Origin of the sequence: Pontixanthobacter sp. (assembly GCF_049682855.1) — a bacterium.
GTDB lineage: Bacteria > Pseudomonadota > Alphaproteobacteria > Sphingomonadales > Sphingomonadaceae > Pontixanthobacter.
The window spans coordinates 246,659-270,302 of sequence record NZ_JBAUIK010000008.1 but is presented as its reverse complement, the minus strand read 5'-3'; the positions used below and the strand labels follow the sequence as shown (position 1 = coordinate 270,302).

Below are 23,644 nucleotides of genomic sequence, written 5' to 3'. Positions count from 1 at the left end.
CAGTTACTTTGCGCCGAGCCCGCGTAAAACGACGCGGATTGTTTTGAGCGCAATCAGCATATCGAGCCAATGCGATATGTTTTTCACGTAGTAAAAATCGTATCGAAGCTTGGCGTTCACATCATTTAGATTTGTGACGTGCCCCTGATTGACCTGTGCCCATCCGGTTAGCCCGGGACGGACGATGTGTCTGTAGGAATAGAACGGAATTTGACTCTCGTACCACTCTGACAGGCTCATCGCTTCGGGGCGCGGGCCAATCCAGCTCATTTCACCTTTAAGAACATTCCAGGCTTGCGGTAATTCATCCAGTCTGACTTTACGGATAAACCTGCCCAAGCGGGTTATTCTATCATCATCCGATTGAGTCATTGAATCTTCGCGCTGCGCTTCCGGAGTGTTACCAATCTCACGAGGCACCATTGTACGAAATTTCACCAGACGAAAGACTTCCCCGCGGAAACCGACGCGGTCCTGAATAAAAAAGACTTGCCCCTGGGAATCGATTTTAATCAGGATTGCAATGATCACAAAAACGGGGAGCAATACCGGCAAAGCCACGAACACAGCGAGAACATCAACACCGCGCTTCACAGCCATATAGGGTAGGTTGGGTATCAGAGATCCCAAGACGTTTTCGCTCAAGTGATCAATCCGCACCTGCCCCGTCACCAATTCGCTTATCTGGCGATAATGGTACACAGGAATACCGTGCAGAGCCGCTTTTGCGAACAGCCGCGCCCATTCTGGCGGATGATCGAAGTGTAAATCCCCGACGATTGATCCGAACAATTCCCGGTTGTCAATCATACGCGATAGCTCCGCAGGAGAGTTCGCAAGCACCCGGTTGGCTTGCTCACGTAATTCGGTCACCTGTCCGCCAGGTGCGATATATTCAGTCCTGCTGCCGAAACGCGTTAGCGCGGTGAGAAGATAGCTGGTTATGATGGTCGCAGCAAAGCCGCTCAAAAAAAGCGAGGTACTATACGGCGCCCTAAATAGGCCGATAATAGCAAATGCGCTACCGAATGTCAGAAGATTGATGGGAACTACGTAGGAAAGAATGCGTGCTTTGGCGTAAAACCGAAATTTTTCGAGCGTATACCAAGTAAAAAAAGCGGCTATGCTGGTAGCGATTGCGGTGTTCGGCATGTAGTTACCGAGAAACGACGGGAGCCGCAAAGCATACCACACGAGAAACGGGGTCAGCACGCCGAACAATAGGTAGCAGATAAATTTTACGCTTGGCTCTGAAAGGGGATTGCCGCGATCTAGCGCCAGATGTTGGCCTTGCTGTATTATCACCGCTGGTCCCCTAGGCGATCATATATAATTTTAAACTAGCCAACTCGTAAAGAGTTGCTCCGTTCAAGGCAACATAGGTAGGCATGAGAGAGGCTATTTTACCATTGCGGCAATTACGCCGCGATAGGCTGCAATTATATGCTCTACAGAATATTCCTTCTCGATTTTCGAGCGCGCTTTGCGGCCCATTTCTGCTCTTTCCGCCTGGCTCATCTCTCCAAATTGCAGCATAGCACAGGCTAAAGCTGAGGAATCTCGGGCTGCGCAGAGCAAGCCTGTGATGCCATGATCCACGACCGCATTACACCCGGGTACGTTGGTCGCGATAGCTGGGCGGCCCAATGCCGCCCCTTCAATTAAAGTGCGCGGGGCACCTTCGCGGTACGATGGAAGTACGATACAATCGGAATCCGCCATTGGAACCCGCACGTCTGTGGTTATTCCAAGGTATTCAATCAATCCTTCATCCTGCCATTCCTGCACCTGCTGAACGGGAATGCTAGTTCGGTTGGCGAAACCAATGGCACCCAACATTTGAAAGCGAATATTGCTTCGTTCTGCCTTCACAATACGGGCGGCTTCCACAAACTCGATGACGCCTTTGTCGCGAATAATGCGTCCGACAAACAGATAACGTAGCGCGCCTGTACCATCAGAGTAGGGAGCAGGTGAAAATGCGCTCAAATCAATACCCGATCCGGGAAGCAATTGTGCTTGGTTTGGAGCGATCAGGCCGAATTTCACAAACAGGTCTCTGTCATCTCTGTTTTGAAAGAACACAACGGGTAAGCTACGAAATGCTGTACGGTATAATCCGCGTGCCAAACGTAGTAATATTCCGCTTGATAAAAATGCGGTGCCCAGGCCAGTGACATTCGGCACAAAAGGAATTCTAAGCGGTTTTGCAGCAAGAGCCCCGAACACATTATTTTTAATCGTGAAGCTGAGTATTATATCGGGCTTCAATGATTTAAAATGTTTGCGAAACTCGGCAATCAGTTTGGCGTCCTTGAGCGGGTTGAGGCCTTGTTTATCTATTTCGAGATCCACCCATTGGCACCCGACATTACGCAATGTTTCAACCGCATCATCTTTTGGTGCCAGTACAGTGACTGTGTGTCCGTTTGCCAGAAGTGCCCGGATAAGAGGCATCCTGAAATTTGCGATGTTCCACGCTGCATTGACAGTCAGGATGATATGGAGACCTTGCGGCATCTTGACAGCGCGCTTTAGCTATTATCAGCCAGTGCCTGTAGATATTGCCCGTAATCATTTTTTCTGAACGCATCAGCTCTGATTTGCAGACCATCACGCCCAATCCATCCCATCTGGAATGCGATTTCATCGGGGGAACCGACTTGGTAGCTTTGTCGCTCACTCAAAGTACGTACGAAATTCCCGGCATCCAGCAGGGACCCATGCGTTCCAGTGTCGAGCCACGCGAAGCCACGCCCAAGGGTTTCCACCTGCAGGGATTTATCGTCCAGATAGAGCTGAAGAAGCTCTGTTATCTCCAGCTCGCCCCGGGGCGATGGTTTAACGCGTTTGGCCAATTCGCTGGCTCTGCCATCAAGGAAATACAGGCCGGTAACGGCGTAATTGGATGGCGGGATTTGCGGCTTCTCAATCAGCTGCTTCGCCGCGCCGCTCTCGTCGAATGCTACTACACCATATCTCTCCGGATCGGCTACATGGTAACCGAATACGGTTCCGCCTTGAGTTTGCTTACTGGCGGATGAAAGAATGTCAGGCAGACCATGTCCGTAAAAGATATTGTCGCCCAGTACCATTGCGGAAGGTGCGCGATCAAGAAAGTCTTCGGTCAAAAGATAAGCTTGGGCTAGGCCATCAGGAGAGGCCTGCACAATATATTGAAATTGCAAACCCCATTGACTGCCGTCACCCAAAGCACGCTGAAATTGCTCCCGATCTTCAGGGGTTGTGATGATTGCAATTTCACGAATCCCTGCAAGCATCAGAACTGAAAGCGGATAATAGATCATCGGCTTATCATAAATAGGCAGTAATTGTTTGGAGACCGAAATTGTTATTGGCCAAAGGCGTGTGCCTGACCCGCCGGCCAGAATAATGCCTTTGCGCTGACTCACTGCCTTAGCTCCTTGATAACATGCGGAAGCTCGGCTCTCCAGTCAGGGGCGCTGATGCCGAACTCTTGTTCTAATGATGTGCAGTCCAGCCGTGAATTGGCCGGGCGCTTTGCAGGCGTCGGATAGCCGCTGGAAGGAATGGCGTCTATGCCGCAATCGAGCTCAGATTCATCCATGATGGCTTCAGCAAAGCCTGCCCAGCTAACCGCCGGTTGACCAGCAAAGTGATGTATGCCGCCAACGGGCCTGTCCCGCATATGCTGGGCGCATGTGATCAGGCAGCGTGCAATTGCGCTCGCCGGAGTGGGGCCGCCAAATTGGTCATTAACCACGTTGATCGCGTCACGCTTTGCTCCCAAGTGTAACATGGTCCGGACAAAGTTGCTGCCATGCCCGCTAAAAACCCAACTGGTCCTAATGATTAACCACTGTGCCACGCTTCTCATAACGGCCTGCTCGCCTGCCAGTTTTGTACGACCATACGCCCCGAGCGGATTGACCGCGTCGCAGGGCAGAAAGGCAGTATTTCCAGATCCGTCAAAAACATAATCGGTCGATATATGAACAAAAGGTACACCGATCTGGCCAGCCGCAGACGCCATAGCCGCCGGTGCTAATGCATTGATAACATGGGCGCGCGGCTCCTCGTCTTCCGCTTTATCGACGGCGGTATAGGCAGCGGCATTGATGATAATGTCCGGGTGAATATTGTTAATCTGTGCCGCACATTCTTCAGGATGTTCCAGGTCCGCTTCGCTGCGGTCCAGAAATTGCGCGACCCACCCGCGTGGCACAGCTTTGGCAAGTTCGGCAGCAACTTGACCTGTTTTTCCGAACACCAGAAGATTCATGCTTTTCTCCCTGCCCGCTTACCGGCGCCAGCCTCCCATAAGGGGCGCCACCAGGCTTCGTTGGTGAGGTACCATTCCACCGTTTTCCGCAGACCTTCCTCGACCGAGACTGAGGGTTTCCAGCCTAATTCTCGTTCAATCCGGCTTGCGTCAATTGCGTAACGCATATCGTGACCAGGACGATCGGTAACAAATTCAATCAATTCTGAATACGGGGTATCGCCGGGGCGTAACCTGTCGAGCAGTTCGCAAATGGTCATCACCAGATCGATATTCCGGCGTTCATTATTGCCACCAATATTATAGGTTCTGCCGTTTTCGCCGCGCGAGATGACCGCCAGCAAAGCACCTGCATGGTCGTCAACATAAAGCCAATCGCGAACGTTCTCGCCTTTTCCGTATACAGGAATGGGCGCGCCATGCAGGGCATTGATGATGATCACCGGAACCAGCTTTTCCGGGAAATGGAACGGTCCGTAATTATTGGAGCAATTAGTGATTATGACCGGCAGGCCGTAAGTTTCATGCCATGCGCGGACAAGATGATCGGAGGATGCTTTCGATGCCGAATAAGGCGATCTGGGATCGTACGGCATATCTTCGGTAAACAAACCCGATGCCCCTAGGCTTCCATAGACTTCATCGGTAGAGACATGATGAAACCGGAAATCTGCCGGTTTGCCTTGATCCATCCAATATCCGCGTGCCGCCTCCAGCATGTTGAACGTTCCGGTGATATTGGTCGCAATGAAATCGCCGGGTCCGTCAATCGACCGGTCCACATGGCTTTCTGCAGCCAAATGCATGACTGCATCGGGTGCGTGCGCGGCAAAGATCCTTTCCAATTCTGCGCGATCTCGGATATCCGCCTTTTCGAAGACATAGGCAGGATCGGTGGCAACAGATGCGACGTTTTCCAGATTGGCAGCATAGGTGAGTGCGTCAATATTGATCACTTCATGGCCCGCTGCAATTGCCGCACGGACAACAGCCGATCCGATAAAACCAGCGCCGCCAGTGATGAGAATACGCATGAAATTTCCTAGAAAGGTGAAGAGGTATCAGTCACAAAAGGGGCGATTGAGTCTTTCTCAGATAAATTCGGCTCAAAGTCTATCGGCCAGTCAATGGCAAGGTCGGGATCATTCCATCTGATTGTTGCATCACAATCAGGCGCGTAATAATCACTACATTTATATTGTACCTCGCAATTCGAGGTCAACGTTAAAAACCCATGCAAAAAACCTTTTGGAACAAGTAATTGACGCCCGTTCTCGGCTGACAAAACAACCGTGACATGCTTCATGAAAGTCGGGGATTTCTTGCGAAAATCAACGGCAACATCCCAAATCGAACCACGGGTGCAGCGAACCAGCTTATCCTGCGCATGAGGCGGATTCTGATAATGCAGCCCGCGCAAGGTACCTCTTTCTGCAGAGAAAGAATGGTTGTCTTGCACCCAATCAAACCCCAGCTCCTGGTCCGCATAAGCCGCAGCACTCCAAGACTCGGAAAACCAACCTCGATCGTCATGAAATTTATCGGCGGCAATGATCTTGATGTCATTTAAATAAGTTGCTTTAACATCCATAAATAATCTTACGCACTTAACAAATAGAAAAGGCTTTTTAAAACAGACACAAATTCATTTTTTTAAAGCAGCAACTAGGTGCTGACCTTGCATTTTTTTATATAGCATTGTAAAGTTAGTTTTTATACCATAGTGGTTGGCGATCGCATATTTTTCCCGACAAAAATAAAGTTCAAATGTATCAGAGGTAATAATATTATTGTGGGTCGGATCTTGAAAAGCCGCCATATAGGGATATATCGGCGTAACCGAAAGAAACACACCGTCGTAACGTAAAATGCGCCATATTTCATTCATTAAAAATATAAACGGTGCTCTGCCATTTTCGCGACTTTCGGAGTGTCTAGGAATGTGCTCAAGTAGATCGTATGCGGTGATATAGTCTATGCTCGCATCCTCAAAAGGTAACCTTTGATATCCCAAATTAACCTCTAAAACATTCGATGCTATATCTTCTTGCAAGTCCGCTCCATAAACGGTTTTTGCGTGAAATAGGTTTCTAGGTGCTTTCCCGCAGCCGAGGTCCAGCGCTACGTCAGATTGATTTTGAGGATTTCTGTATTTCAGGTGAATTTCTTCTAAAGTTTCATTAGTGGAACCCACTCTATTTCGAAAGAGCTGGACTGCCAAAAAAAGCGGCGGATATTTCTGTTTTGCTTTGGATATTAAAAAACTTATCATATTGTAATGTCTTTTGATTGAACGTCAAAATTTTTTGACGTAGCATTTAATGAATTTTATGGACGATGGACCTCTTTTCAGTTTAAAGCATGATGACCTCGAGCGTTGCTACCTCCCTTGAGAGTTGCGCTTGGACGCGCGCCACCCGCTTGTCGCTGAGCTATACCATAATTGGAATCGTATCAGCCTCACAAGCACATCACAGCATTACAACGAATTAGCCAATTTGCTAGTGTCAGGATGCATTAGCGTTGACATTGGTGTTGAAGCAAGCATGCGCAACCGATGTGCTAATCATAAATACGACATGACGTGCTCCCCCGATTGTTACCATTCAGAGGTAGAGTCTTTTTCTTTCATTATTGATGTTTGATGGGATGGCAAGCTGTGTGGGGGCATGCCCCCATACAGCTTTGCCGGCGATCTCGGCGGGTGTCTTGCCGCCCAGTTTCGAGTGTGGTCTCACAGTATTATAGTCTTCCTTCCATGCCGTGAGCACGCTTCGAGCATGCGACAGCGAGGTGAACAGGGTCTCGTTGAGGCATTCATCACGCAGGCGGCCATTAAAGCTCTCCACGAAGCCGTTCTGCATCGGTCTGCCAGGGGCGATATAATGCCACTCAACCCGCCGCTCCTGCGACCAGCGCAGGATGGCTGATGAGGTAAGCTCTGTTCCATTATCGCTGACCACTGTGCGCGGCTTACCGCGCAAGGCGATCAGATGATCCAGCTCACGCGCAACCCTGCTGCCACCCGACAGCGATGTATCCGCCACAAGGGCAAGACACTCTCGCGTGTAGTCATCGATCACGCACAGCATGCGGAACCGTCTGCCGCATACAAGGCTGTCAGAGACGAAGTCCAAAGACCATCGCTGGTTTACCCCATCAGGCAGTGTCAGGGGTCTGCGGGTCCCCAGCGCTCGCTTGCGACCACCACGCTTGCGAACCATCAAGCCTTCCTCGCGGTAGATGCGCAACAGCTTCTTGTGATTGGGTGTGAGCCCTTCACGTGCCAGCAAATAGCCCAGGCGGCGATAGCCGAACCGCCTGCGCTCACTGGCTAGCTCGCGCAGTCTCTGACGTAGTTCCTTGTCGTCAGATCCTGTGGGCTCATACCGTATCACTCGGCGGCTTACGCCAACCAACCTGCACGCCCGGAGCTCGCTCAGACCATGCTGTTCGCGGGCATGAGCAACGGCGTCTCTCTTTGCACCGGGCGTCACCATTTTTTTGATGTCAAATCCTTGAGCACAGCATTGTCCAGCATCTGGTCCGCCAGCAGCCTCTTCAGCCGTGCGTTCTCCTGCTCCAGCGTCGGCAGACGCCGCGCATCCGACACCTCCAGACCGCCAAACTTCGATTTATATTTGTAGAACGTCGCTGAGCTGATCCCGTGCTTGCGGCACACATCAGCGGTCGGCATCCCTGCCTCCTGCTCCTTCAAAATTGCAATGATCTGCTCTTCACTAAAACGGCTTCGTTTCATTCTCGTCTGACTCCTCTGTGTCAGACTCTACCAAAAAACGGTCACATTTCAGGGGAGCACGTCAAGGCGCACCGCACGGCGGCCAGCCTGTTAAAAAAGGGGCTGTTCCCAGACGTATCGGGCGCACCAAAGGCGGCCTTAACTCCAAGCTTCACGCGGTCTGTGATGGCTATGGACGCCCCCCTGATCATGTTGCTGAGCGAAGGCCAGATGAGCGACTTCAAAGGCGCGGCGCTGATGATCGGCGCCTTTCCCAAGGTCAAGGCCTTGCTCGGTGACAAAACGTATGATGCTGACTGGTTTCGGGAAGCACTGGCCAGCCGCAAGATCGCCGCCTGCATCCCGTCAAAGGCCAATCGTAAAGTCCACATCCCGCATGACAAAGTCCTCTATCGCCAGCGCCACAAGATTGAGAACATGTTCGGCAGATTAAAGCACTGGCGCCGCATCCACACCCGCTACGACCGCTGCGCACACACCTTCATGTCCGCCATCTGCATCGCCGCAACCGTCATCTTCTGGCTCGATCAATAAATTCTGAGCCTAATTACAAAAAACTCGTTAAAACCTACGCCATATTCCTCAATTGCGCCGCAGTACTCAGATATTACCGCTGAGCGCAAATACCGTTTAGATTATCCCGACGTTGTAAGGGACCCAATATCTCGAATGTGACGCAAAATTTAACCAAGTAAACATGACGGCAGCGTAATATATTAGAATTGCTACTACAATAACTTGGTTTCTTCTTTTGTAACCGCCCAATGCATCCGGTAAATGTGCAAAAACAAACAATTGCAAGGGAATTAAATAAAGAGCCATTCTATCAAGGGCCGTACTAAGACTGGTCGGAAAAAATACGAAAAACATAAAGATCGCCATTAGAGCAAATAATGTCCAAATTCTTTTTTCTTGCTCTGCACATATAATTCTCTTGCGATACACTAGAAAAAGCACTGCAGGCGTAAGGTTCATTGCTAGTCTAATCAAGGCCCCTGAAGATTGCATAACTTCATCGGAATAGAATTGTATGAAACGATCGACGCTGCTTTCTAACAGAACTGAATAACTTAAAAATGTTACAACCCCGACAAGCAAAAAAGTAAACCAGCGATTCGTCGAAATCGTCAACGCTGCAATCGGTATCATCAAAACAGCCGATTTATGAAACAATGCTCCCAACAGGACCCAAACTACAAAAGCTTTGAAGTTTGTGCGGGATAGCATGACGAGACCAATCATCACAAAGCCTAAAGCTATTGCTTGCCGAGTGTAACCCATTGCAACTACAGTCACGAGGTAAGGCATTGCGCAGGCCAACGCCAGCCAAGCTCGCGGTAGACTTCTGCAAAAGACTACTAGCCCCGTAGAAAATAGCAGGGCGCCAAAAACATTGACTCCGGTTATGCCAAATCCAAGCTTGTTCGAAAGAATGTTCAACGCCCAATACCCAGGGTCTTCTAAAGTCAATAGATCAGAAAAATCTAGATTGGCCGCGCTTGCAAGGTACTGATAATAATTGGCCCAATCGCCGCCTACTTCATATCGAAAGCCGATTATAATGGTCAGTGACAAGATTACGAAAATCCATACGGCATCAATTTGCAGCGCGTGTGTCCCATCTCTTCGCAAGTCAATCCGAGAATCAGACACCATAGCTATCATAGCGAGCACAGCGAAAAAGGCCCAATACGGTAGCATCAGTTACACGCTATCAACACGTTGCATCGTTGTAATGGGTAAACCTGTAAGGTGCCCGCGATAATGCTGAATCCAATCCAAGAGCATTAGAATGGTCCAAAGTATTGTGCCGTTATTAGCCGCGCGTTGCTGGTGCTGCGTCCACAGTTTGTGCACGAAAACAGAGTCGAGTTTAACAAATCCGATCAAATCATCGTTTGATATCAAAGCTTCGGCCCAATGATATAAGTCTTGGCGTAGCCAGCGATCTATAGGAATTGCAAAACCTTGCTTTGGACGATCTATTAAGTCTCTTGGAACATGCCTATCAAGTAAGGAACGCAACACTTGTTTTCCTTTGCCATCTGAGATTTTAAGCTCGAGTGGCAAACTCCAAGCCGCACTGATGACTCTGGGATCAAGAAAAGGCGCCCGTGTTTCTAGTGAAGCAGCCATTGCCGCCCGGTCTACTTTAACCAGTATATCGCCCCTTAGATATGTGACGCTGTCCATAGCCATCATCCATTCCGCACCTTCAACGTCAAATGACTTTGCAAGAGGCAGTTGTGTTGTGGTCTCTTGAAGCAAAAGTTCTGAGCTGTAAGCGCTTTGAGTAAAATGCTCATAAAGTTTCGACAACGCATCAATTTGGTCTAATTTGGGCGCTAATTTCACTGCTGTATCTAACAATGTTACGGGCATGTGCATCTTAGACATAAATTGACGTAACAGTCCGCGCTCCCGACCCACGGCCGGGGCGCAGAATAATACTGCCTTCCCTGTAAAGCGGCGCAGGCTGCGCGGGATACGTTGCAAACGAGATAAAAGCTTAGGGCCAATTACATGTCGATTATAGCCTCCAAACACTTCATCACCACCATCTCCAGTCAACGCTACGGTAACCTCTTTACGTGCCTCTCGGCATAATAAAGCTGTTGGAATTTGTGAAGAATCTGCAAAAGGTTCGTCATAAATATTTGGAAGGTTCGTGATTACGTTTAACGCATCGTTTTCAGAAAGAATAAATTCAGCATGTTCTGTCTTAAGGTGCTTTGCGACAATAGCAGCATATTGAGCCTCATTGAAGCGTTGTTCTTTGAAACCAATTGCGAATGTTCGCACAGGCTGCGCGCTATGGCTCTGCATAAGAGCTGTGATTAACGATGAATCCACTCCGCCAGATAGAAAGCTCCCAAGCGGCACATCGCTTAACATCTGCTCTTTCACAACGTGGGTAAGAGTCGCTTCGACAAAATCTACAGGGTCTCGAGCATTGTGCTTTCTAGATGCAAGGCCGCTGTTAAGTAGATCGTTAAAAGTATCGAAGGGCTCGGAAGCATACGTATCGCCAGTCAACGACAAGGTGGTAATATAACCAGGGGGCACTTTTTCGACGCCCTCAAATATGCACTGCGTGTCAGGAACATAGCCGTATGCAAGATACGAGGTGATTGCATCACAGCAAAGGCGTGCGTTAAAATCAGGGGCAGACAGCAATGCCTTTAATTCTGATCCGAAGGCCCAACCTTGATCTATCCGGGCCAAGTAAAGCGGTTTCTCTCCCATCCTATCACGCGCCAAGTGGAGCTGGCGGCGTTCTGTATCCCAGACAGCCAGGCTGAACATACCGTAGGCCCGTTTTAAAGCTCTTTTGATTCCTAATTGCGCAATGCTTGCTAGAAGTGTTTCCGTATCCGACTCACCGCGCCAAGCCGATGTAAATCCTGTAGCATGCAGTTCTGAGCGCAAAGTCAGATGATTATATATCTCGCCGTTGAACGCCATAACATAGCGCCCACAGGCCGATGTCATGGGCTGCGAACCGGCAGCAGTCAAATCCTGAACAGACAATCTGCGATGGCCAAGGGCGATGCCATTTTCACGGTCTGCCCAAATACCGCACTCATCCGGCCCCCTGTGATGTAAGGCATCTGCCATCTGGGTGACGGCGCCCTTCAAATCACGGTTTAAGGCAGGGCGGAGCAATCCACAAATTCCGCACATATCAATTTGCCCGGTCTGCATTGAGCCAAAGACATCCAAAGCTGTCTGGCTGCATCCAACCTAAGGTTTTGGTGCACAAAGTAATACCTATAAGCATAGGGACCTCATTGTGGTCCGAGCATATCTCATTGTGATGACTGGGCCTTGTATAGTTGCGCCAACTTTTCTGCTTGCCGCGTAAATTTAAAATCTTCTAAGCGTTGGTCACCATATTCGACCATATTGGCAACGGCCTCCTCAGAACATATTCCAATTTCAATGGCATCCGCCATTGATTCAACACAATATTGATTAAAATAAATACTGCGATTTTGTGTGATCTCCCGAAATATAGCTACATCACTGAGTACCATTGGTTTTCTAGCAGCCATTGCTTCCAGGATTGGGATACCAAACCCTTCATAAAATGATGGAAATACGAATAGTTTACAATTTAGATAGGCGCAACGGACGTCATCATCAGATAGGCCTGTCAGTAAGGTAACTTGCTGATCTAGACCCAGTCCTACGATCAACCGCTTCAATGCCGATGCTTCTCCGCTATCATTACCGATAATCACGAGGGGGCAATCAGTCCCGCGCTGCTTCAATAGAGACATAGCCTCGATCAGGCGAGGATAATTTTTTCGCGGCTCGAAATGTCCAACGGCGAGGATATACTCTTGCGCTAAACCGTATCGAGTACGAAACTTATCTATTCGCCCTTTGGCCACGTTGGCCATCGCAGCCTTGTCAATGCCATTGTAAATTACAGATACAGAAGCTGCGGCATGAAATTTTAAAATTTCTGAACGCATAGTATGAGAAACAGTGACAATGTGATCGGCGCGCTTCAAAGCGTCTTTCAAAACGGCGGCAAACAAAGCGCGGTTGGTAAAATTATTTTGTTTGTTTAATCCTCGTATATCGTGAATGGTGAGTATAGTTTTTCCTGCAGGCGGCCGTGTAAGGGGCAGATGCATAGCTTCGAATATGTCGAACTTTTCTTTGGATAACGCACGTGGCCAATAATTTATGCCAGCCAGAAATTTTCCCGTTCTCCCAAAGCTTGGAATAGGCGTTTTCCGGTTTGAAATGTTGGGCTGATCTGGGAACCAGTCGACGACGCTACAGTCCTTAGGCTCATATATAATGAATTCCACATCTTTGAGATGCTTAAACAAAGGCCCGTAGATACCGACGAAGCGATGCCGAGCACCAGAAGGTCGATCATTAAGGCTGGTAGCATTGAGGGCCACTTTCATCCCGGGACGCCTAAAATTTCAAAGTGTCGATCAAGAACGAGCTCCTCTTTGAACGGCGCCACAGCCAAATCTAGATTTTCTTTCGATATGGGTTTGTCTAATGCAGCTTCGATTGCCTCGGCCATGGCCGCGGCATCTTTGACTGGTACAAGGTATCCGAATCTTCCACCCTGTAGTAATTCGCGCGGCCCTGTGGGGCAGTCAGCAGCCACTGGTGTACAGCCGCACATCATTGCCTCTACTAAGACATTAGGCATACCTTCCACCAACGAGGATAGGAGAAAGATGTCGGCCTTCGTGAAATATTTAAGTGGGTTTTGAACATAACCTGACAATTCTATGATATTAGCTAGACCGAGGCTTTCTATCATTTCCTGAAGATCTGAGCGTAATGGGCCGTCGCCCAATATAAGCAATCTGATTTGCCGACGTTTATTAACCAGATGAATGGCTTCGATCGCACCGGCAAACCCCTTCCATGTGGCCAAACGGCCGGCGGCTACTGCGACAGGGGTTGTACGTCCCTCTTGCAACCAAGGATGGTCGCAGCTCTCGCGCATTTTTGTACGCGATTGCGTATCATCCACGATATTATAAACACATTGATGGGGCGGTGATGAAAACACGCGTTGGTACTGCGCAACCATATCTTTGGAAACACACGTTAAAGCATCAGCGCGCTTCATTACAAACCTAGCGAGTTGTTTCAACAACCAGCCCTTGCTAAATAGCTTGTCCGAATAGGTATCAAAGGGCGTAACTCTGCAAGAGCCGCTAAACTTGGCTTTAGACCGACTTACAATGGCTGCCATAAGCGCCACGATGTTCAGATGGTCTTCCGCAGAGAAGACGACGTCTGGCTTCTCTCGGCGCAAATATTGAACCAGTGGCCAAAACATACCCTGTACGTTAGGTTTGTTCCAAATTGTGACCTTCAAATTTTTTGGCGGCGTAAATTCATGATCTGCATGCACATGTCCAATTACCAATTCGACTGTATGCCCTCTTGTTTGCAAGGCGTTGGCGAAGCGCACTTGAGCCAATGGTACCCCAGCTATTGCGAACAGAGGGGTTATAACTAATATTTTCATTTAGGACCCCATTTGGAAATAAGATCTGTGTATGAGCCCTGCTCCAATCGGGTTGTATGTAGAAACAAGAAATTATTTATGTAACTTCCAATATTTTTAGCAAGATTCTCTAAATTTTGATCTTTGTGCAAATCAAATAGCTCTAAATCAACAAGCTTTCCTGCCCTCAAGAAGTAACCGCAATATCCCCATGATTTTATCAGGCAGAAAATATTGCTTATTGATTCGGTATTGTGCCTTTGCTCAATTTCCACTATTAAACTTGGGCGTTGGGATTGAAACAATCGCTTCCCTCCCATTAGCGCATTATATTCGTGTCCTTCTACATCAATTTTTACGACGCTCACCATATCAAAAGCGAAGCTATCCAACGTAGATAGTACAATGCGCTCATCGCGTGTCGTCGCGGAAACCGATCGGTTCAAGGATGCAGAAGCATCGTGCGCGTTACCAAACTTGTCTAAAGGAATGTGAAGTTCTGCTTCGCCTGTCTCATTTGATAGCCCGACTGTATGAACAACCACGGTTTTTTTGTTTGAGGCCCACGCAGTTAGGACTTTCGAACATTCAGGATTAGGTTCGAAGACATCTACCTTCGATCCGAGCCGCCAAAGAGCGTACGTATATAGCCCTCGATTTCCACCGATATCGAGAGCCCTCTCTCCTGGTTTAGCCAAAAAAGGCAGCAATTCCATTTCAGGCTCGAGTTGCTTTCTCCACTTGTTTATCATGTATTTAACCGGAACCTGCATGGAAGCTGGTACCAATGATCTTAACAAATATTTCATTACGATTCGTACCCTTGTTCAGCCGTTGGGGCTTGAATGCGATCACCTCGGGCAAAGGAAGATTGCGTTATAATGTAATGATATAATGCGCAACAGGACATGAATTTCGTTTTCTGGTGGGCAAAGGTTTGCCTGTTTTCCCAACTTGAACGCACGATATAGTTTGCCGCATCCCTAGCGAGCCTCGGAGTTACGATAAACGCTGTCTCGAGTAACGTGCTCCAAAATCACAGCAAGGCGTTCTTGCATCGCCTTTTCCGAGTGATTCCCCTCGTATAAAGCCCGCAATTCTTCGTTGAACATTGTGGAGTCTGCAGCGGCAAGCTTCAATGCGTCTAAGAATTCTGCAGGTTTCTGGCAAACCTTCAGATTAACATTATCGCTGAGATTATAGCCCACAAAAGCCTCTGGAGTACCTATCACAGGCTTGCCGTGCATCAGGGCTTCTGCCGTTTTTGTTTTCATACCGGAGCCAGAGAGAATTGGCGCTACTACGGTTTGCGCATGAGAGTACCACGCCTCTAGATCATCAACGGCGCCAATGACATGCACTCCGCCCCATTGCTCTAGTCTGGATTTGTGCGCGCCCATACCGCGGCCGATTACTACTGTCGGTATTTGCGCATGCGGAGCAATTTTGCGAGCGTACCATGCCATGCCCTCAACATTTGCATAAAATGCACCTCCGACAAAAAGAGCATATGGTTCTCGGTAGGGGCGTCCGGTTTTTTCTGTCGCTAATGTGAGTTGATCACGCAAAGCCATCGGTAAAATGTCTGTGCCTTTTCTCCAATATATTTTTTCCAACAATTGAGAATCACGATTTGTCAACATGACGCGGCGATCAGAATATTTAGACGCCTTGAATTCTGAAACTATGTTTGCGGCCAAAACACCTATAGAACGCAGCGATGGATTGGCGCGAAATCCATCCCAAAAAAATCGAGCTTCAACATTATGATAAAACGTTACGATTGGGATAGTGATTTTTGCTTTTTTTAATGTCTGCGCCAGCCGACCTAGGTTGGACCCTTCAATCAAAACGCAATCGTAGGATGAATTAGAAAGATGGGTAAGCAACTCTCTTTCTACGCGAGAAGTGATGCCGTCTATCCGCCCCATTATACGTTCTGTTATCGGTATTCGCGTATCAGGATGAGGCAGGCGATAAACCTCCAACTGGCCACCTACCACTCGGCGTAAGCTATTCATTAATAAGTCAGACAGCTGCTCGCGACCGCCTTGGGCTTTGAGTTGTGGAGTGATCAGTAACGCCCTAATCGCTTTTTGCCTGTTAATTTTCATCGAAATGCAATTTGCTTTGCAGGGACACCGACGACCACTGTGTTGCTTGAGATTGATTTTGTTACCACCGATCCCGCCCCAATAACGGCGCCGGTATTAACTGTCACACCGTCTAGGATTCTGGTACCAGCACCGACCCAAACATCGTTTTCAACAACTATACCTATTTGGCTAAGCCCTTGATCTTTAATGGGTATATCGCGGTCTGCAAAAATATGGTTTGAAGGGATGATAACGGTATGTGCTGCTATTCGGGTATTATCACCAATTTCTAGGCCGCCGCCGCCATAAAGAACAGAATACGCATTTATGGAACAGTTCTTGCCAATTTTAATCAGGCCACCAAGCGGACGTAGGATGACCCCGCTATCGATATAAGTGCCTTCGCCAATAGTAATTGTACCGCCAGATGGTTCTAATACAGCACTATGATGAACAAACGCGCCATCGGCTATGTCGACCCCACGTAGACGAAGCTCGTGAATTTTTAACCTGCTACGCAAAGTTCTAAAAAGTCTTACGATTTTAAATGGCAAACCAGACCAAATTTTCATATCGCTCTTTCTTTCAACTAGACAGGCTGGAGGAGGCACCTATTTTTCAAAACTGATAATCTAGAGAATCGCGAACTAATACCGCCGAAAAATTTCGGATACGTATTTGAAAGATAGAAAGATTTTCATCGGCAGAATTCGCGGAAGCGCCCATTTTTCAAACATGACTTTGTGCTTGATAATGCCTTTTAGGCGTTGGGACGGACGAATGTCCCACCAACTAGCTAATAGTTGTTGCCTTTTATAGTCTTGGAATACCTTGTGCTCGTCAACGCGCTTTTCGTCCCCTTTAGAAAAGCGACGGTTGGCTTCAAGAATGAATGAACACCTGTGAGATTGCGACAGTGCGTGCTTGGCTATTTTCGTCTCCGCGTCAACCAGGTCTGACCACGAATTGCGGCCTATTTTCGAATTGGTTAGAGACCTATCGTGCACTCTATATTCCACGAGTGGCTCTCGTATGTACGACACATCCTTGTTCAAAATATGTAAAAGTAAACTCAAGGCTCCGTCTTCTGAAAGGATATAGGCATCATCTGATAGCTCAAGAAACTGGAAAAGCGATCTGTCATACGCAGAGGTGGCGCCATGAACGATGCTTCGCTCGTTGACCGGGCCATTCATATAAGATCTTAATCTATATCCTGGAGCTGCAATGCAGTCATTTTGCTTGTGATAAGCAGTGATTTTACCTTGATCATCGATTTCGGCGAAGTCTGAAAATACAGCCCAGCTGTCGCACTGGCTCCAAGTTTCATAAAGTCTTGCGACGCGATTTGGGCGCGAAACATCATCCCCGGCTGCTATGACTATCAATTCACCTGAACTTGCCTCCACAGCCTGTTGCACATGACGCAGCGTGCCTGCATTGACGCTGTTCTGGCGGATAGCCACCTTATGCGGGCCGGTATATTTCTCGGCCATTTCCTTCATAATTTCGTATGTTTCGTCGGTTGAGCAATCGTCAGAAAGAACGATTTCTAACGGTTGGTACGTCTGAGCAAAAGCACCCGCTATTGCTTCACGCACATAATCCTCCTGATTGTATGTGAAGAGGGCAAATGTTACAAGCGGAGGCTTAAGGTTAGAGTTAGTCATTGTGTATATTCTGTATCGGCCAACCGATGAGAGTGTACAGACCCGAAAGCCTAGAAGCTAGCCGCCCTTCAGTGCCCACTTTGGTTAGAACGACGCGTAGGCCGAAAAGCCCCGTGATTCCAGCAAAAATCGGCGATGCCAAGGCTGCCGCAAATGGCGCTGTTAGCGCGAGAGAAAGTAATAATATGGAAAGAGTAGCATGCAAACCCAGCAGGCCGAGGGACAGAGACTGCCAACAAAAGCCATGAATGTTACGAACCAGAAAAACAACCAGTAAGAAGTGCAGGAAATATGCGAGGGTGAACGCTGGGCCTGCTACTTGTATACCGAACGTTTCAAGAGTGGGCCAAAGCATCAAAAGAAACAGGATATTAAAATTTAGCTGTATGGCTAAAAAAGTCTTACCTCTAGCAGAGGCAGCGATAGCAAAGCCAAGCGGCCAGCTTGCAAGTTTGAATACATTACCGACAGTCTGCCATTGCAGTAAGTTAACGGAAGGCTCGAATTCTGCAGAATACAATAGAGCAATAGCGATGGGTGCCAAGCCGATCAGTAGCAGCAAAATTGGCCCCCCTATGGCTAGTGCCAATTGGGCCTGATCGTTCATAAGATCAACAGCCGCAGCCCGGTTTGTGATAGCTTCGGTTAGTCTAGGATAATAATCTGCACCCATCGCGGCTAAAAGCAAGCCAACATATGTCATCGAAATACCCCAAGCTGCAGCAAAGTGTCCGGCGGAGTCTAGGCCAAGTTCTTGTGTGATCCTGCCAAGAACCAGCAGAAGTGTAACAGTTGTAGCCAACCCGCCCAGCATGAAGGCAGAGCCTAGCGAAGCCAGCGGTTTCCAAGTTTCCCATATTTCCACGAGCGACAACTTGAGGTTTATTGGTTTGGCCAGACGTCGAGTGTACCGCAGTGCAATCAGGGCCGTAGACAAAGGTTGCACTATGACAAAAACAATCAAACCAGCTTCGCCTTTGAGCCACACCGCGCCAAGTCCCGCTATTGTGCCAAGAAAGGCCGCAATAACGGTTATTTGGCCAAGGTCCGCTATACGACGCATGCCCTGTAACAAGGCAGTTTGCGCAGTACTCAATAGCGCAAAAAGAACTGCAACCCCTATGAGCCCGACTTCTGTTGCGTGTGCCGTGCTGCCAAACAACAGTGAAGCAATCTCGTTCTGCAGCAGCCAAACAACGACCATTGCCAGCCCGCCTTGCACAAGGTGGGCGGCAAATAAAACCCGGCGCACCCGGCTCAGAGCTACTGGTTCTCCACGCGAAGCTGCAATTTCACGAACACCACTGGAGCTCATGCCGATCCCAGACGCCTGTTGCACAGTAATTTGAAAATTGCTGTAAACACTTAATAGGCCGACACCGCTGGGGCCGAGTAAGATTGACAGCACTTTCATTCTGACTATTGAAATCAGAATATTTACAGCCTGTGCAGAACCTATAACCACCATAGAGCGGACCAACCCGCGCGCCTGAGTCAATTAAATTGACTTCACAATCTTGGCTGGATTACCAGCAATTAAACTTCGAGGAGGAAATTTACCAGAAACCACTGACCCAGCAGCAATAACGCTGCCAGCCCCAATGTCGGTATTTTTCAATATGATAACTCTAGAGCCAACAAAGACATTTCCTCCCACAGTCACCGATTGTGATGCAGATGACTGCCCGGCATGCCTCTGATCAGGATCAATAGAATGAAAATCACTGTCTATGATAAACACGTCATGGCCTATGAAACAATTTTCACCAATATCTATGAAAGATCTTTCAGAAATAACCGAAAAATTATTGTTAATCCAAGTATAATCCCCAATTTTCACCAAAGACGAATCTTCTCGCGCCTCAATGTAACATTCAGAAGACCAAAAGCTCGGTGAACTACCTACTCCAATCTTCACTTTTTCTCCGAATTCAATGGTTCCTTCACCAACTAAATTTAGCGGCTGGTAAGTCTGTGGATTTGGTCCGACCGAAGTATTCGTGGAAAGCAATTTAAATTTTTGCACTCTAGTAAATCTTACAAAACGCCTGAAGGCACCTTTGAAAAGCCTTGAAATCATTTTGAGTCAACAAAGCGAATTATGTCATACGCATTTTCGCGCCGTAAATGCGGGCTCAAAGGCAGACTTAGCATATCTCCTGCTAAATCTCGGGCTAGTGGTAGCGCATCTGGTTCTATCCCAAGATTTGAATAGGCATTCTGCATATGAGGAGGAATAGGGTAATGGATAAGCGTACCTATTCCGGCATCTGCTAGTCTCACTTGAAGTGCTGCCCGATCAGGCGTGCGGATCACATATAAGTGCCAAGCGGGCTGGGCCCAGTCGGGAACGTAGGGCGAAATAAGACCAGTATCTTTCAATCCATCTGTGTATGTGGCTGCTATAATGGCGCGGCGCTCTGTCCACTCGTCCAGCACCGTTAGCTTTACTCGCAAAACCGCAGCCTGAAGCGGATCTAACCGTGAATTTACGCCAATTTCTTCATTAATATATTTTTGCTGAGAACCATAATTGCGCAAGATGGAAACGCGCGTGGCCAACTTGGCATCATTTGTGGTAATTGCCCCAGCATCTCCAAGGGCTCCGAGGTTTTTACCGGGATAGAAGCTCCAGCAAACAATGTCGCCATGCGCCCCTATTCTTTGTCCTTTATATCGCGCTCCATGCGCTTGCGCAGCATCTTCAATAACACGTAAATTATAACGTTTTGCTACGTCTAGGATAGGATGCATATCTGCTGGTTGGCCGTAAAGATGCACCGGAAGAATTGCCCGTGTTTGCGGAGTTATAGCGCACTCTAAAAGGGCAGGATCAATATTATAGGTGGCCATATCAGGCTCTACCGGGATTGGAGTCGCGCCGACATTGGTTACGGCCAGCCATGTCGCGATATAGGTGTTAGATGGCACAATTACTTCGTCGCCAGGCCCTACATCAAGTGCCCTCAAAGCTAAAGTCAATGCGTCTAGGCCATTTGCTAATCCAACAGCATAGTCGGCCTCGCAAAAAGCCGCCCACTCGGCCTCGAATGCCTCAACTTCTGGACCAAGAATATAGCACCCGCTGTCAAGCACGCGGGATATCGCGTTATCAATTTGCGGTTTAAGCTCACGATACGCTGAGCCAAGGTCAAGGAATGGTATTGTCATGTTTTACGTATTTCTAGTTCGGCAAGAAATTCATCGTAAGTACGCAGATAATCATTTTCTTCGTAAGGTCGGGAGGCAAAAACCAGAAGCACTGCATCCGAGGTGTAGCGATACTGCGTACCCCAAGTCATTTCGGGCATAAACACACCCATATCAGGTCGATCTAGAATGACCTCACTGCGCTTTTGGCCATCATCCAAAAGCACTTTACAAGAACCATGTAAGCATATCAAAAATTGCTGACAGTACTTGTGTGCGTGCTCGCCGCGCAGCTCAACTGTGGGAACGTCAAAAACGGCGAAATATCTTTTGGGCGTAAACGGCAGTTCTGTCGGCACCTCTCCAACAGTCAAAGCGCCCCTCGCATCATCTATCCTTCGCATTAAATACAAGGCACTATCGCTGATATCCAAAGGTATGCGCGCCGGGCGCTCCACGTGATCATAACTGTGGATGTCTATGAGTGTGGGACAAGGCCGTTCATTTAAGCGCCTTCCGTGCAGATAACCAACAACTTCTGCTGGGTTACCCTCTACAATTGCATTGGCCGGTACAGAACGCAGCACAACTGCCCCCGCCTTGACCCAAGCACCCTGACCAATCGTGACGCCTTCCCCAATCACGCAGGCAGCATCGAGTCGCACGTTGTCACGTAAGACAATTCCATCACCAGCGAAAATCGCGCGAGAGTCAATCACGGCACTTCCAGAGATTGAAGCGTTAGGAGGTAAAGAGCTGGTTTCAGGTAATCTTGCCATCTTACTCGTCTTCACTAAGGATGTCGTAGTAGGCATATTTGTCTGCCTGGAATTGACTACGCGAATAAACGAAAAAAATGTCTCTGTCCGTCCTGTGAGTTTCGACCATGCCGAAGCGACGATAAAACGCTTCAGCGTGGCTATTTTCTAAACGCACGTCAATTTTTGCAACGTCAAGTTTAAGCACGTCAAACCCAATGCCAAATGAAAGTAATGCGCTCTCAAGTGCAGCTTTTCGGGGTTTGTTCTCGTCCAAAATCCAACTACCCCAAGTGTATCGGTCCAAGCTAATATCATATAGCCTAATTACCCCACAAGGTATTTTATCTTTGCGTTCTATTACATAATAGAACTCCCGTCCTACAGATTCTTTTTTCTTGTACCCCTCAATCCATTTCTTTTGCTGATTTACTGTACCAGTAACCTGCGATAGGTGCGTGTTATACTTTGAGCTAGTTCTCAAATGATGGACATACGATGCATCCTCAGGCTGTATAAGCCTGAGTGATATGTTTGGTCCCACAGCTTGTTCTAATGACGTTATGTCCATCACAATCTTAAGTCGCTCTCACCGGGTGGGAAAACGCTTTTGAGGTCGCAGAACACATGGTCCTGATGTCCATAGCTGCGGATTTCTGTCGCCCCATCTACATGATAATTTTCATGCGCAACTGCTAGAATAATTCCGTCATAGGCGCTGCTTGGAGGCTGGTGAATTAACTCAATTCCGTATTGCCGTCGCGCTTCTTTTGCGCTGACCCAGGGATCATGAACATCGACCACCACGCCATAGTCTTGCAATTCCGCGACTACATCTACCACTCGCGTGTTGCGGAGGTCAGGACAATTTTCCTTAAATGCAAGTCCAAGTATCAAAACGCGTGAACCGTTAACTTGGATTTTGCGCTTTAGCATTGCTTTCACTAACCGGCCCGCAACATATGCACCCATACCGTCATTTATGCGGCGTCCGGCGAGTATCACTTGTGGGTGGTACCCCATAGCCTCTGCCTTGTGTGTCAGATAATACGGATCAACCCCGATACAGTGCCCTCCCACCAGGCCGGGACGGAAAGGTAAGAAGTTCCACTTTGTGCCAGCAGCCCTTAGCACGGAATCTGTATCAATCTCTATTTTATTGAAGATAATCGCAAGCTCGTTGACCAGTGCTATATTCAGGTCACGCTGCGTGTTCTCGATAACTTTGGCAGCTTCTGCCACGCGAATGCTTTCCGCTTTGTAAGTGCCAGCAGTGATGATGTCTGAATATAATTTGTCAACCGCATCAGCAATCTCAGGCGTAGAACCTGAAGTAACCTTAAGGATATCAGGCAAACGATGTTGCTTATCCCCCGGATTAATACGCTCTGGCGAGTAACCAACATAGAAATCAGCATTAAATTTAAGTCCGGAAATGCGTTCGAGCACAGGGACGCAATCTTCCTCAGTTGCACCGGGATATACGGTGCTCTCATAGACCACGATATCACCCTTTTTAAGCACTCGGCCTACAGTTTCGGATGCCGTTATCAGTGGCGTGAGATCTGGACGCTTCTGTTCGTCAATTGGCGTAGGGACCGTTACTATGTATATAGATGCAGAAGCCAAGTCAGCGCTGTTGGCCGTAAAAGTAAGATGCCTTGCTTCCGCAAACTCTTTTTTTTCAACTTCTAAAGTTTCGTCAATTCCGGCTTGCAACTGAGCAGTCCGATGCTCATTGATATCAAACCCAACGACATCGCGAATTTTTCCAAACTCTACCGCCAGTGGTAGGCCGACATATCCCAATCCTATTATCGCGATTTTCTTAGAAGAATCAGTCATTGCGTTTCCAGACGGTCATTCAAAATATCCATAACACCTCATACGCCAGCGTTGTATATGTAGACGACCCTTCGTAATGGCACTATCGATGGCCGGGCTGGTA

General features: G+C 48.2%; 23 protein-coding genes. 1 reads left to right on the top strand and 22 read right to left on the bottom strand.

From position 1 onward, the window contains the following. Positions 1-3: 3 nt before the first annotated feature. From WA922_RS05085 to WA922_RS05050, 8 genes are all read right to left on the bottom strand, one after another. Positions 4-1,305: a sugar transferase gene (locus tag WA922_RS05085; RefSeq protein WP_424770588.1), complete on the bottom strand. Its 1,302-nt coding sequence runs from the start codon at positions 1,303-1,305 to the stop codon at positions 4-6. Between the two features lie 93 nt (positions 1,306-1,398). After that, entirely contained in the window at positions 1,399-2,520 is a 1,122-nt protein-coding gene (locus WA922_RS05080; protein WP_424770587.1) for a glycosyltransferase family 4 protein, read from the bottom strand. Between the two features lie 14 nt (positions 2,521-2,534). Further along, positions 2,535-3,413 carry a glucose-1-phosphate thymidylyltransferase RfbA gene (gene rfbA, locus WA922_RS05075; RefSeq protein ID WP_424770586.1) on the bottom strand — a complete coding sequence of 293 codons (879 nt, stop codon included), beginning with the start codon at positions 3,411-3,413 and terminating at the stop codon, positions 2,535-2,537. Further along, a complete protein-coding gene (gene rfbD, locus WA922_RS05070; RefSeq protein ID WP_424770585.1) occupies positions 3,410-4,264 on the bottom strand; it encodes a dTDP-4-dehydrorhamnose reductase in 855 nt (284 codons plus the stop codon). The genes rfbA and rfbD overlap by 4 nt, the downstream gene beginning before the upstream one ends. Continuing rightward, positions 4,261-5,298 carry a dTDP-glucose 4,6-dehydratase gene (gene rfbB / locus WA922_RS05065; protein ID WP_424770584.1) on the bottom strand — a complete coding sequence of 346 codons (1,038 nt, stop codon included), beginning with the start codon at positions 5,296-5,298 and terminating at the stop codon, positions 4,261-4,263. The genes rfbD and rfbB overlap by 4 nt, the downstream gene beginning before the upstream one ends. 8 nt (positions 5,299-5,306) lie before the next feature. Continuing rightward, a complete protein-coding gene (gene rfbC / locus WA922_RS05060; protein WP_424770583.1) occupies positions 5,307-5,855 on the bottom strand; it encodes a dTDP-4-dehydrorhamnose 3,5-epimerase in 549 nt (182 codons plus the stop codon). Positions 5,856-5,909: 54 nt separating this feature from the next. Further along, entirely contained in the window at positions 5,910-6,536 is a 627-nt protein-coding gene (locus WA922_RS05055) for a methyltransferase domain-containing protein (protein ID WP_424770582.1), read from the bottom strand. A 334-nt stretch (positions 6,537-6,870) separates the two neighbouring features. Beyond that, a protein-coding gene (locus tag WA922_RS05050) for an IS3 family transposase (protein WP_424770581.1) occupies positions 6,871-8,024 on the bottom strand; the annotation gives its coding sequence in 2 pieces (ribosomal slippage) (positions 6,871-7,772 and positions 7,772-8,024; 1,155 coding nt in all). On the opposite strand from WA922_RS05050, the gene WA922_RS05045 reads away from it, so the two are divergent. After that, complete coding sequence (locus WA922_RS05045; RefSeq protein WP_424770580.1) at positions 7,932-8,558, top strand: IS5 family transposase; 627 nt, start codon at positions 7,932-7,934, stop codon at positions 8,556-8,558. The genes WA922_RS05050 and WA922_RS05045 overlap by 93 nt on opposite strands. A gap of 96 nt (positions 8,559-8,654) precedes the next feature. Here WA922_RS05045 and WA922_RS05040 read toward each other — a convergent pair whose 3' ends face one another. From WA922_RS05040 to tviB, 14 genes are all read right to left on the bottom strand, one after another. Then, entirely contained in the window at positions 8,655-9,680 is a 1,026-nt protein-coding gene (locus WA922_RS05040) for an EpsG family protein (RefSeq protein ID WP_424770720.1), read from the bottom strand. A gap of 48 nt (positions 9,681-9,728) precedes the next feature. After that, a complete protein-coding gene (asnB, locus tag WA922_RS05035) occupies positions 9,729-11,729 on the bottom strand; it encodes an asparagine synthase (glutamine-hydrolyzing) (RefSeq protein WP_424770579.1) in 2,001 nt (666 codons plus the stop codon). 104 nt (positions 11,730-11,833) lie between these two features. Then, positions 11,834-12,952, bottom strand: coding sequence for a glycosyltransferase family 4 protein (locus WA922_RS05030; protein WP_424770578.1), 1,119 nt, complete (start codon positions 12,950-12,952; stop codon positions 11,834-11,836). Then, a complete protein-coding gene (locus WA922_RS05025) occupies positions 12,949-14,043 on the bottom strand; it encodes a glycosyltransferase (RefSeq protein ID WP_424770577.1) in 1,095 nt (364 codons plus the stop codon). The genes WA922_RS05030 and WA922_RS05025 overlap by 4 nt, the downstream gene beginning before the upstream one ends. Next, positions 14,040-14,831 (bottom strand): FkbM family methyltransferase, encoded by a 792-nt coding sequence (locus tag WA922_RS05020; RefSeq protein WP_424770576.1) that lies wholly within the window; start codon positions 14,829-14,831, stop codon positions 14,040-14,042. The genes WA922_RS05025 and WA922_RS05020 overlap by 4 nt, the downstream gene beginning before the upstream one ends. Before the next feature lie 174 nt (positions 14,832-15,005). Next, the gene (locus tag WA922_RS05015; protein ID WP_424770575.1) at positions 15,006-16,136 is read right to left on the bottom strand and encodes a glycosyltransferase; all 1,131 of its coding nucleotides are present in this window, start codon (positions 16,134-16,136) and stop codon (positions 15,006-15,008) included. After that, positions 16,133-16,690 (bottom strand): acyltransferase, encoded by a 558-nt coding sequence (locus tag WA922_RS05010; protein WP_424770574.1) that lies wholly within the window; start codon positions 16,688-16,690, stop codon positions 16,133-16,135. Before WA922_RS05010 ends, WA922_RS05015 begins: the two co-directional genes overlap by 4 nt. Before the next feature lie 75 nt (positions 16,691-16,765). Then, a complete protein-coding gene (locus WA922_RS05005) occupies positions 16,766-17,788 on the bottom strand; it encodes a glycosyltransferase (protein WP_424770573.1) in 1,023 nt (340 codons plus the stop codon). Beyond that, on the bottom strand, positions 17,781-19,256 hold the full coding sequence (locus WA922_RS05000; protein WP_424770572.1) for an O-antigen translocase: 1,476 nt from the start codon (positions 19,254-19,256) through the stop codon (positions 17,781-17,783). Before WA922_RS05000 ends, WA922_RS05005 begins: the two co-directional genes overlap by 8 nt. 30 nt (positions 19,257-19,286) lie before the next feature. After that, a complete protein-coding gene (locus tag WA922_RS04995) occupies positions 19,287-19,814 on the bottom strand; it encodes an acyltransferase (RefSeq protein WP_424770571.1) in 528 nt (175 codons plus the stop codon). Between the two features lie 50 nt (positions 19,815-19,864). After that, positions 19,865-20,959: a DegT/DnrJ/EryC1/StrS family aminotransferase gene (locus WA922_RS04990; protein WP_424770570.1), complete on the bottom strand. Its 1,095-nt coding sequence runs from the start codon at positions 20,957-20,959 to the stop codon at positions 19,865-19,867. After that, complete coding sequence (locus WA922_RS04985; protein ID WP_424770569.1) at positions 20,956-21,753, bottom strand: WxcM-like domain-containing protein; 798 nt, start codon at positions 21,751-21,753, stop codon at positions 20,956-20,958. The genes WA922_RS04990 and WA922_RS04985 overlap by 4 nt, the downstream gene beginning before the upstream one ends. Then, a complete protein-coding gene (locus WA922_RS04980) occupies positions 21,719-22,267 on the bottom strand; it encodes a GNAT family N-acetyltransferase (protein WP_424770719.1) in 549 nt (182 codons plus the stop codon). The genes WA922_RS04985 and WA922_RS04980 overlap by 35 nt, the downstream gene beginning before the upstream one ends. Further along, a complete protein-coding gene (gene tviB / locus WA922_RS04975; protein ID WP_424770568.1) occupies positions 22,267-23,541 on the bottom strand; it encodes a Vi polysaccharide biosynthesis UDP-N-acetylglucosamine C-6 dehydrogenase TviB in 1,275 nt (424 codons plus the stop codon). The genes WA922_RS04980 and tviB overlap by 1 nt, the downstream gene beginning before the upstream one ends. Positions 23,542-23,644 lie beyond the last annotated feature (103 nt).

What these genes read in the sequence shown, in the direction of transcription:
- WA922_RS05080 (WP_424770587.1), bottom strand. Translation starts at nt 2,520, where the DNA reads ATGCCGCAAGGTCTCCATATCATCCTGACTGTCAATGCAGCGTGGAAC.
- rfbD (WP_424770585.1), bottom strand. Translation starts at nt 4,264, where the DNA reads ATGAATCTTCTGGTGTTCGGAAAAACAGGTCAAGTTGCTGCCGAACTT.
- rfbB (WP_424770584.1), bottom strand. Translation starts at nt 5,298, where the DNA reads ATGCGTATTCTCATCACTGGCGGCGCTGGTTTTATCGGATCGGCTGTT.
- rfbC (WP_424770583.1), bottom strand. Translation starts at nt 5,855, where the DNA reads ATGGATGTTAAAGCAACTTATTTAAATGACATCAAGATCATTGCCGCC.
- WA922_RS05055 (WP_424770582.1), bottom strand. Translation starts at nt 6,536, where the DNA reads ATGATAAGTTTTTTAATATCCAAAGCAAAACAGAAATATCCGCCGCTT.
- WA922_RS05040 (WP_424770720.1), bottom strand. Translation starts at nt 9,680, where the DNA reads ATGGTGTCTGATTCTCGGATTGACTTGCGAAGAGATGGGACACACGCG.
- asnB (WP_424770579.1), bottom strand. Translation starts at nt 11,729, where the DNA reads ATGCAGACCGGGCAAATTGATATGTGCGGAATTTGTGGATTGCTCCGC.
- WA922_RS05030 (WP_424770578.1), bottom strand. Translation starts at nt 12,952, where the DNA reads ATGAAAGTGGCCCTCAATGCTACCAGCCTTAATGATCGACCTTCTGGT.
- WA922_RS05025 (WP_424770577.1), bottom strand. Translation starts at nt 14,043, where the DNA reads ATGAAAATATTAGTTATAACCCCTCTGTTCGCAATAGCTGGGGTACCA.
- WA922_RS05020 (WP_424770576.1), bottom strand. Translation starts at nt 14,831, where the DNA reads ATGAAATATTTGTTAAGATCATTGGTACCAGCTTCCATGCAGGTTCCG.
- WA922_RS05015 (WP_424770575.1), bottom strand. Translation starts at nt 16,136, where the DNA reads ATGAAAATTAACAGGCAAAAAGCGATTAGGGCGTTACTGATCACTCCA.
- WA922_RS05010 (WP_424770574.1), bottom strand. Translation starts at nt 16,690, where the DNA reads ATGAAAATTTGGTCTGGTTTGCCATTTAAAATCGTAAGACTTTTTAGA.
- WA922_RS05005 (WP_424770573.1), bottom strand. Translation starts at nt 17,788, where the DNA reads ATGACTAACTCTAACCTTAAGCCTCCGCTTGTAACATTTGCCCTCTTC.
- WA922_RS05000 (WP_424770572.1), bottom strand. Translation starts at nt 19,256, where the DNA reads ATGGTGGTTATAGGTTCTGCACAGGCTGTAAATATTCTGATTTCAATA.
- WA922_RS04990 (WP_424770570.1), bottom strand. Translation starts at nt 20,959, where the DNA reads ATGACAATACCATTCCTTGACCTTGGCTCAGCGTATCGTGAGCTTAAA.
- WA922_RS04985 (WP_424770569.1), bottom strand. Translation starts at nt 21,753, where the DNA reads ATGCCTACTACGACATCCTTAGTGAAGACGAGTAAGATGGCAAGATTA.
- WA922_RS04980 (WP_424770719.1), bottom strand. Translation starts at nt 22,267, where the DNA reads ATGGACATAACGTCATTAGAACAAGCTGTGGGACCAAACATATCACTC.
- tviB (WP_424770568.1), bottom strand. Translation starts at nt 23,541, where the DNA reads ATGACTGATTCTTCTAAGAAAATCGCGATAATAGGATTGGGATATGTC.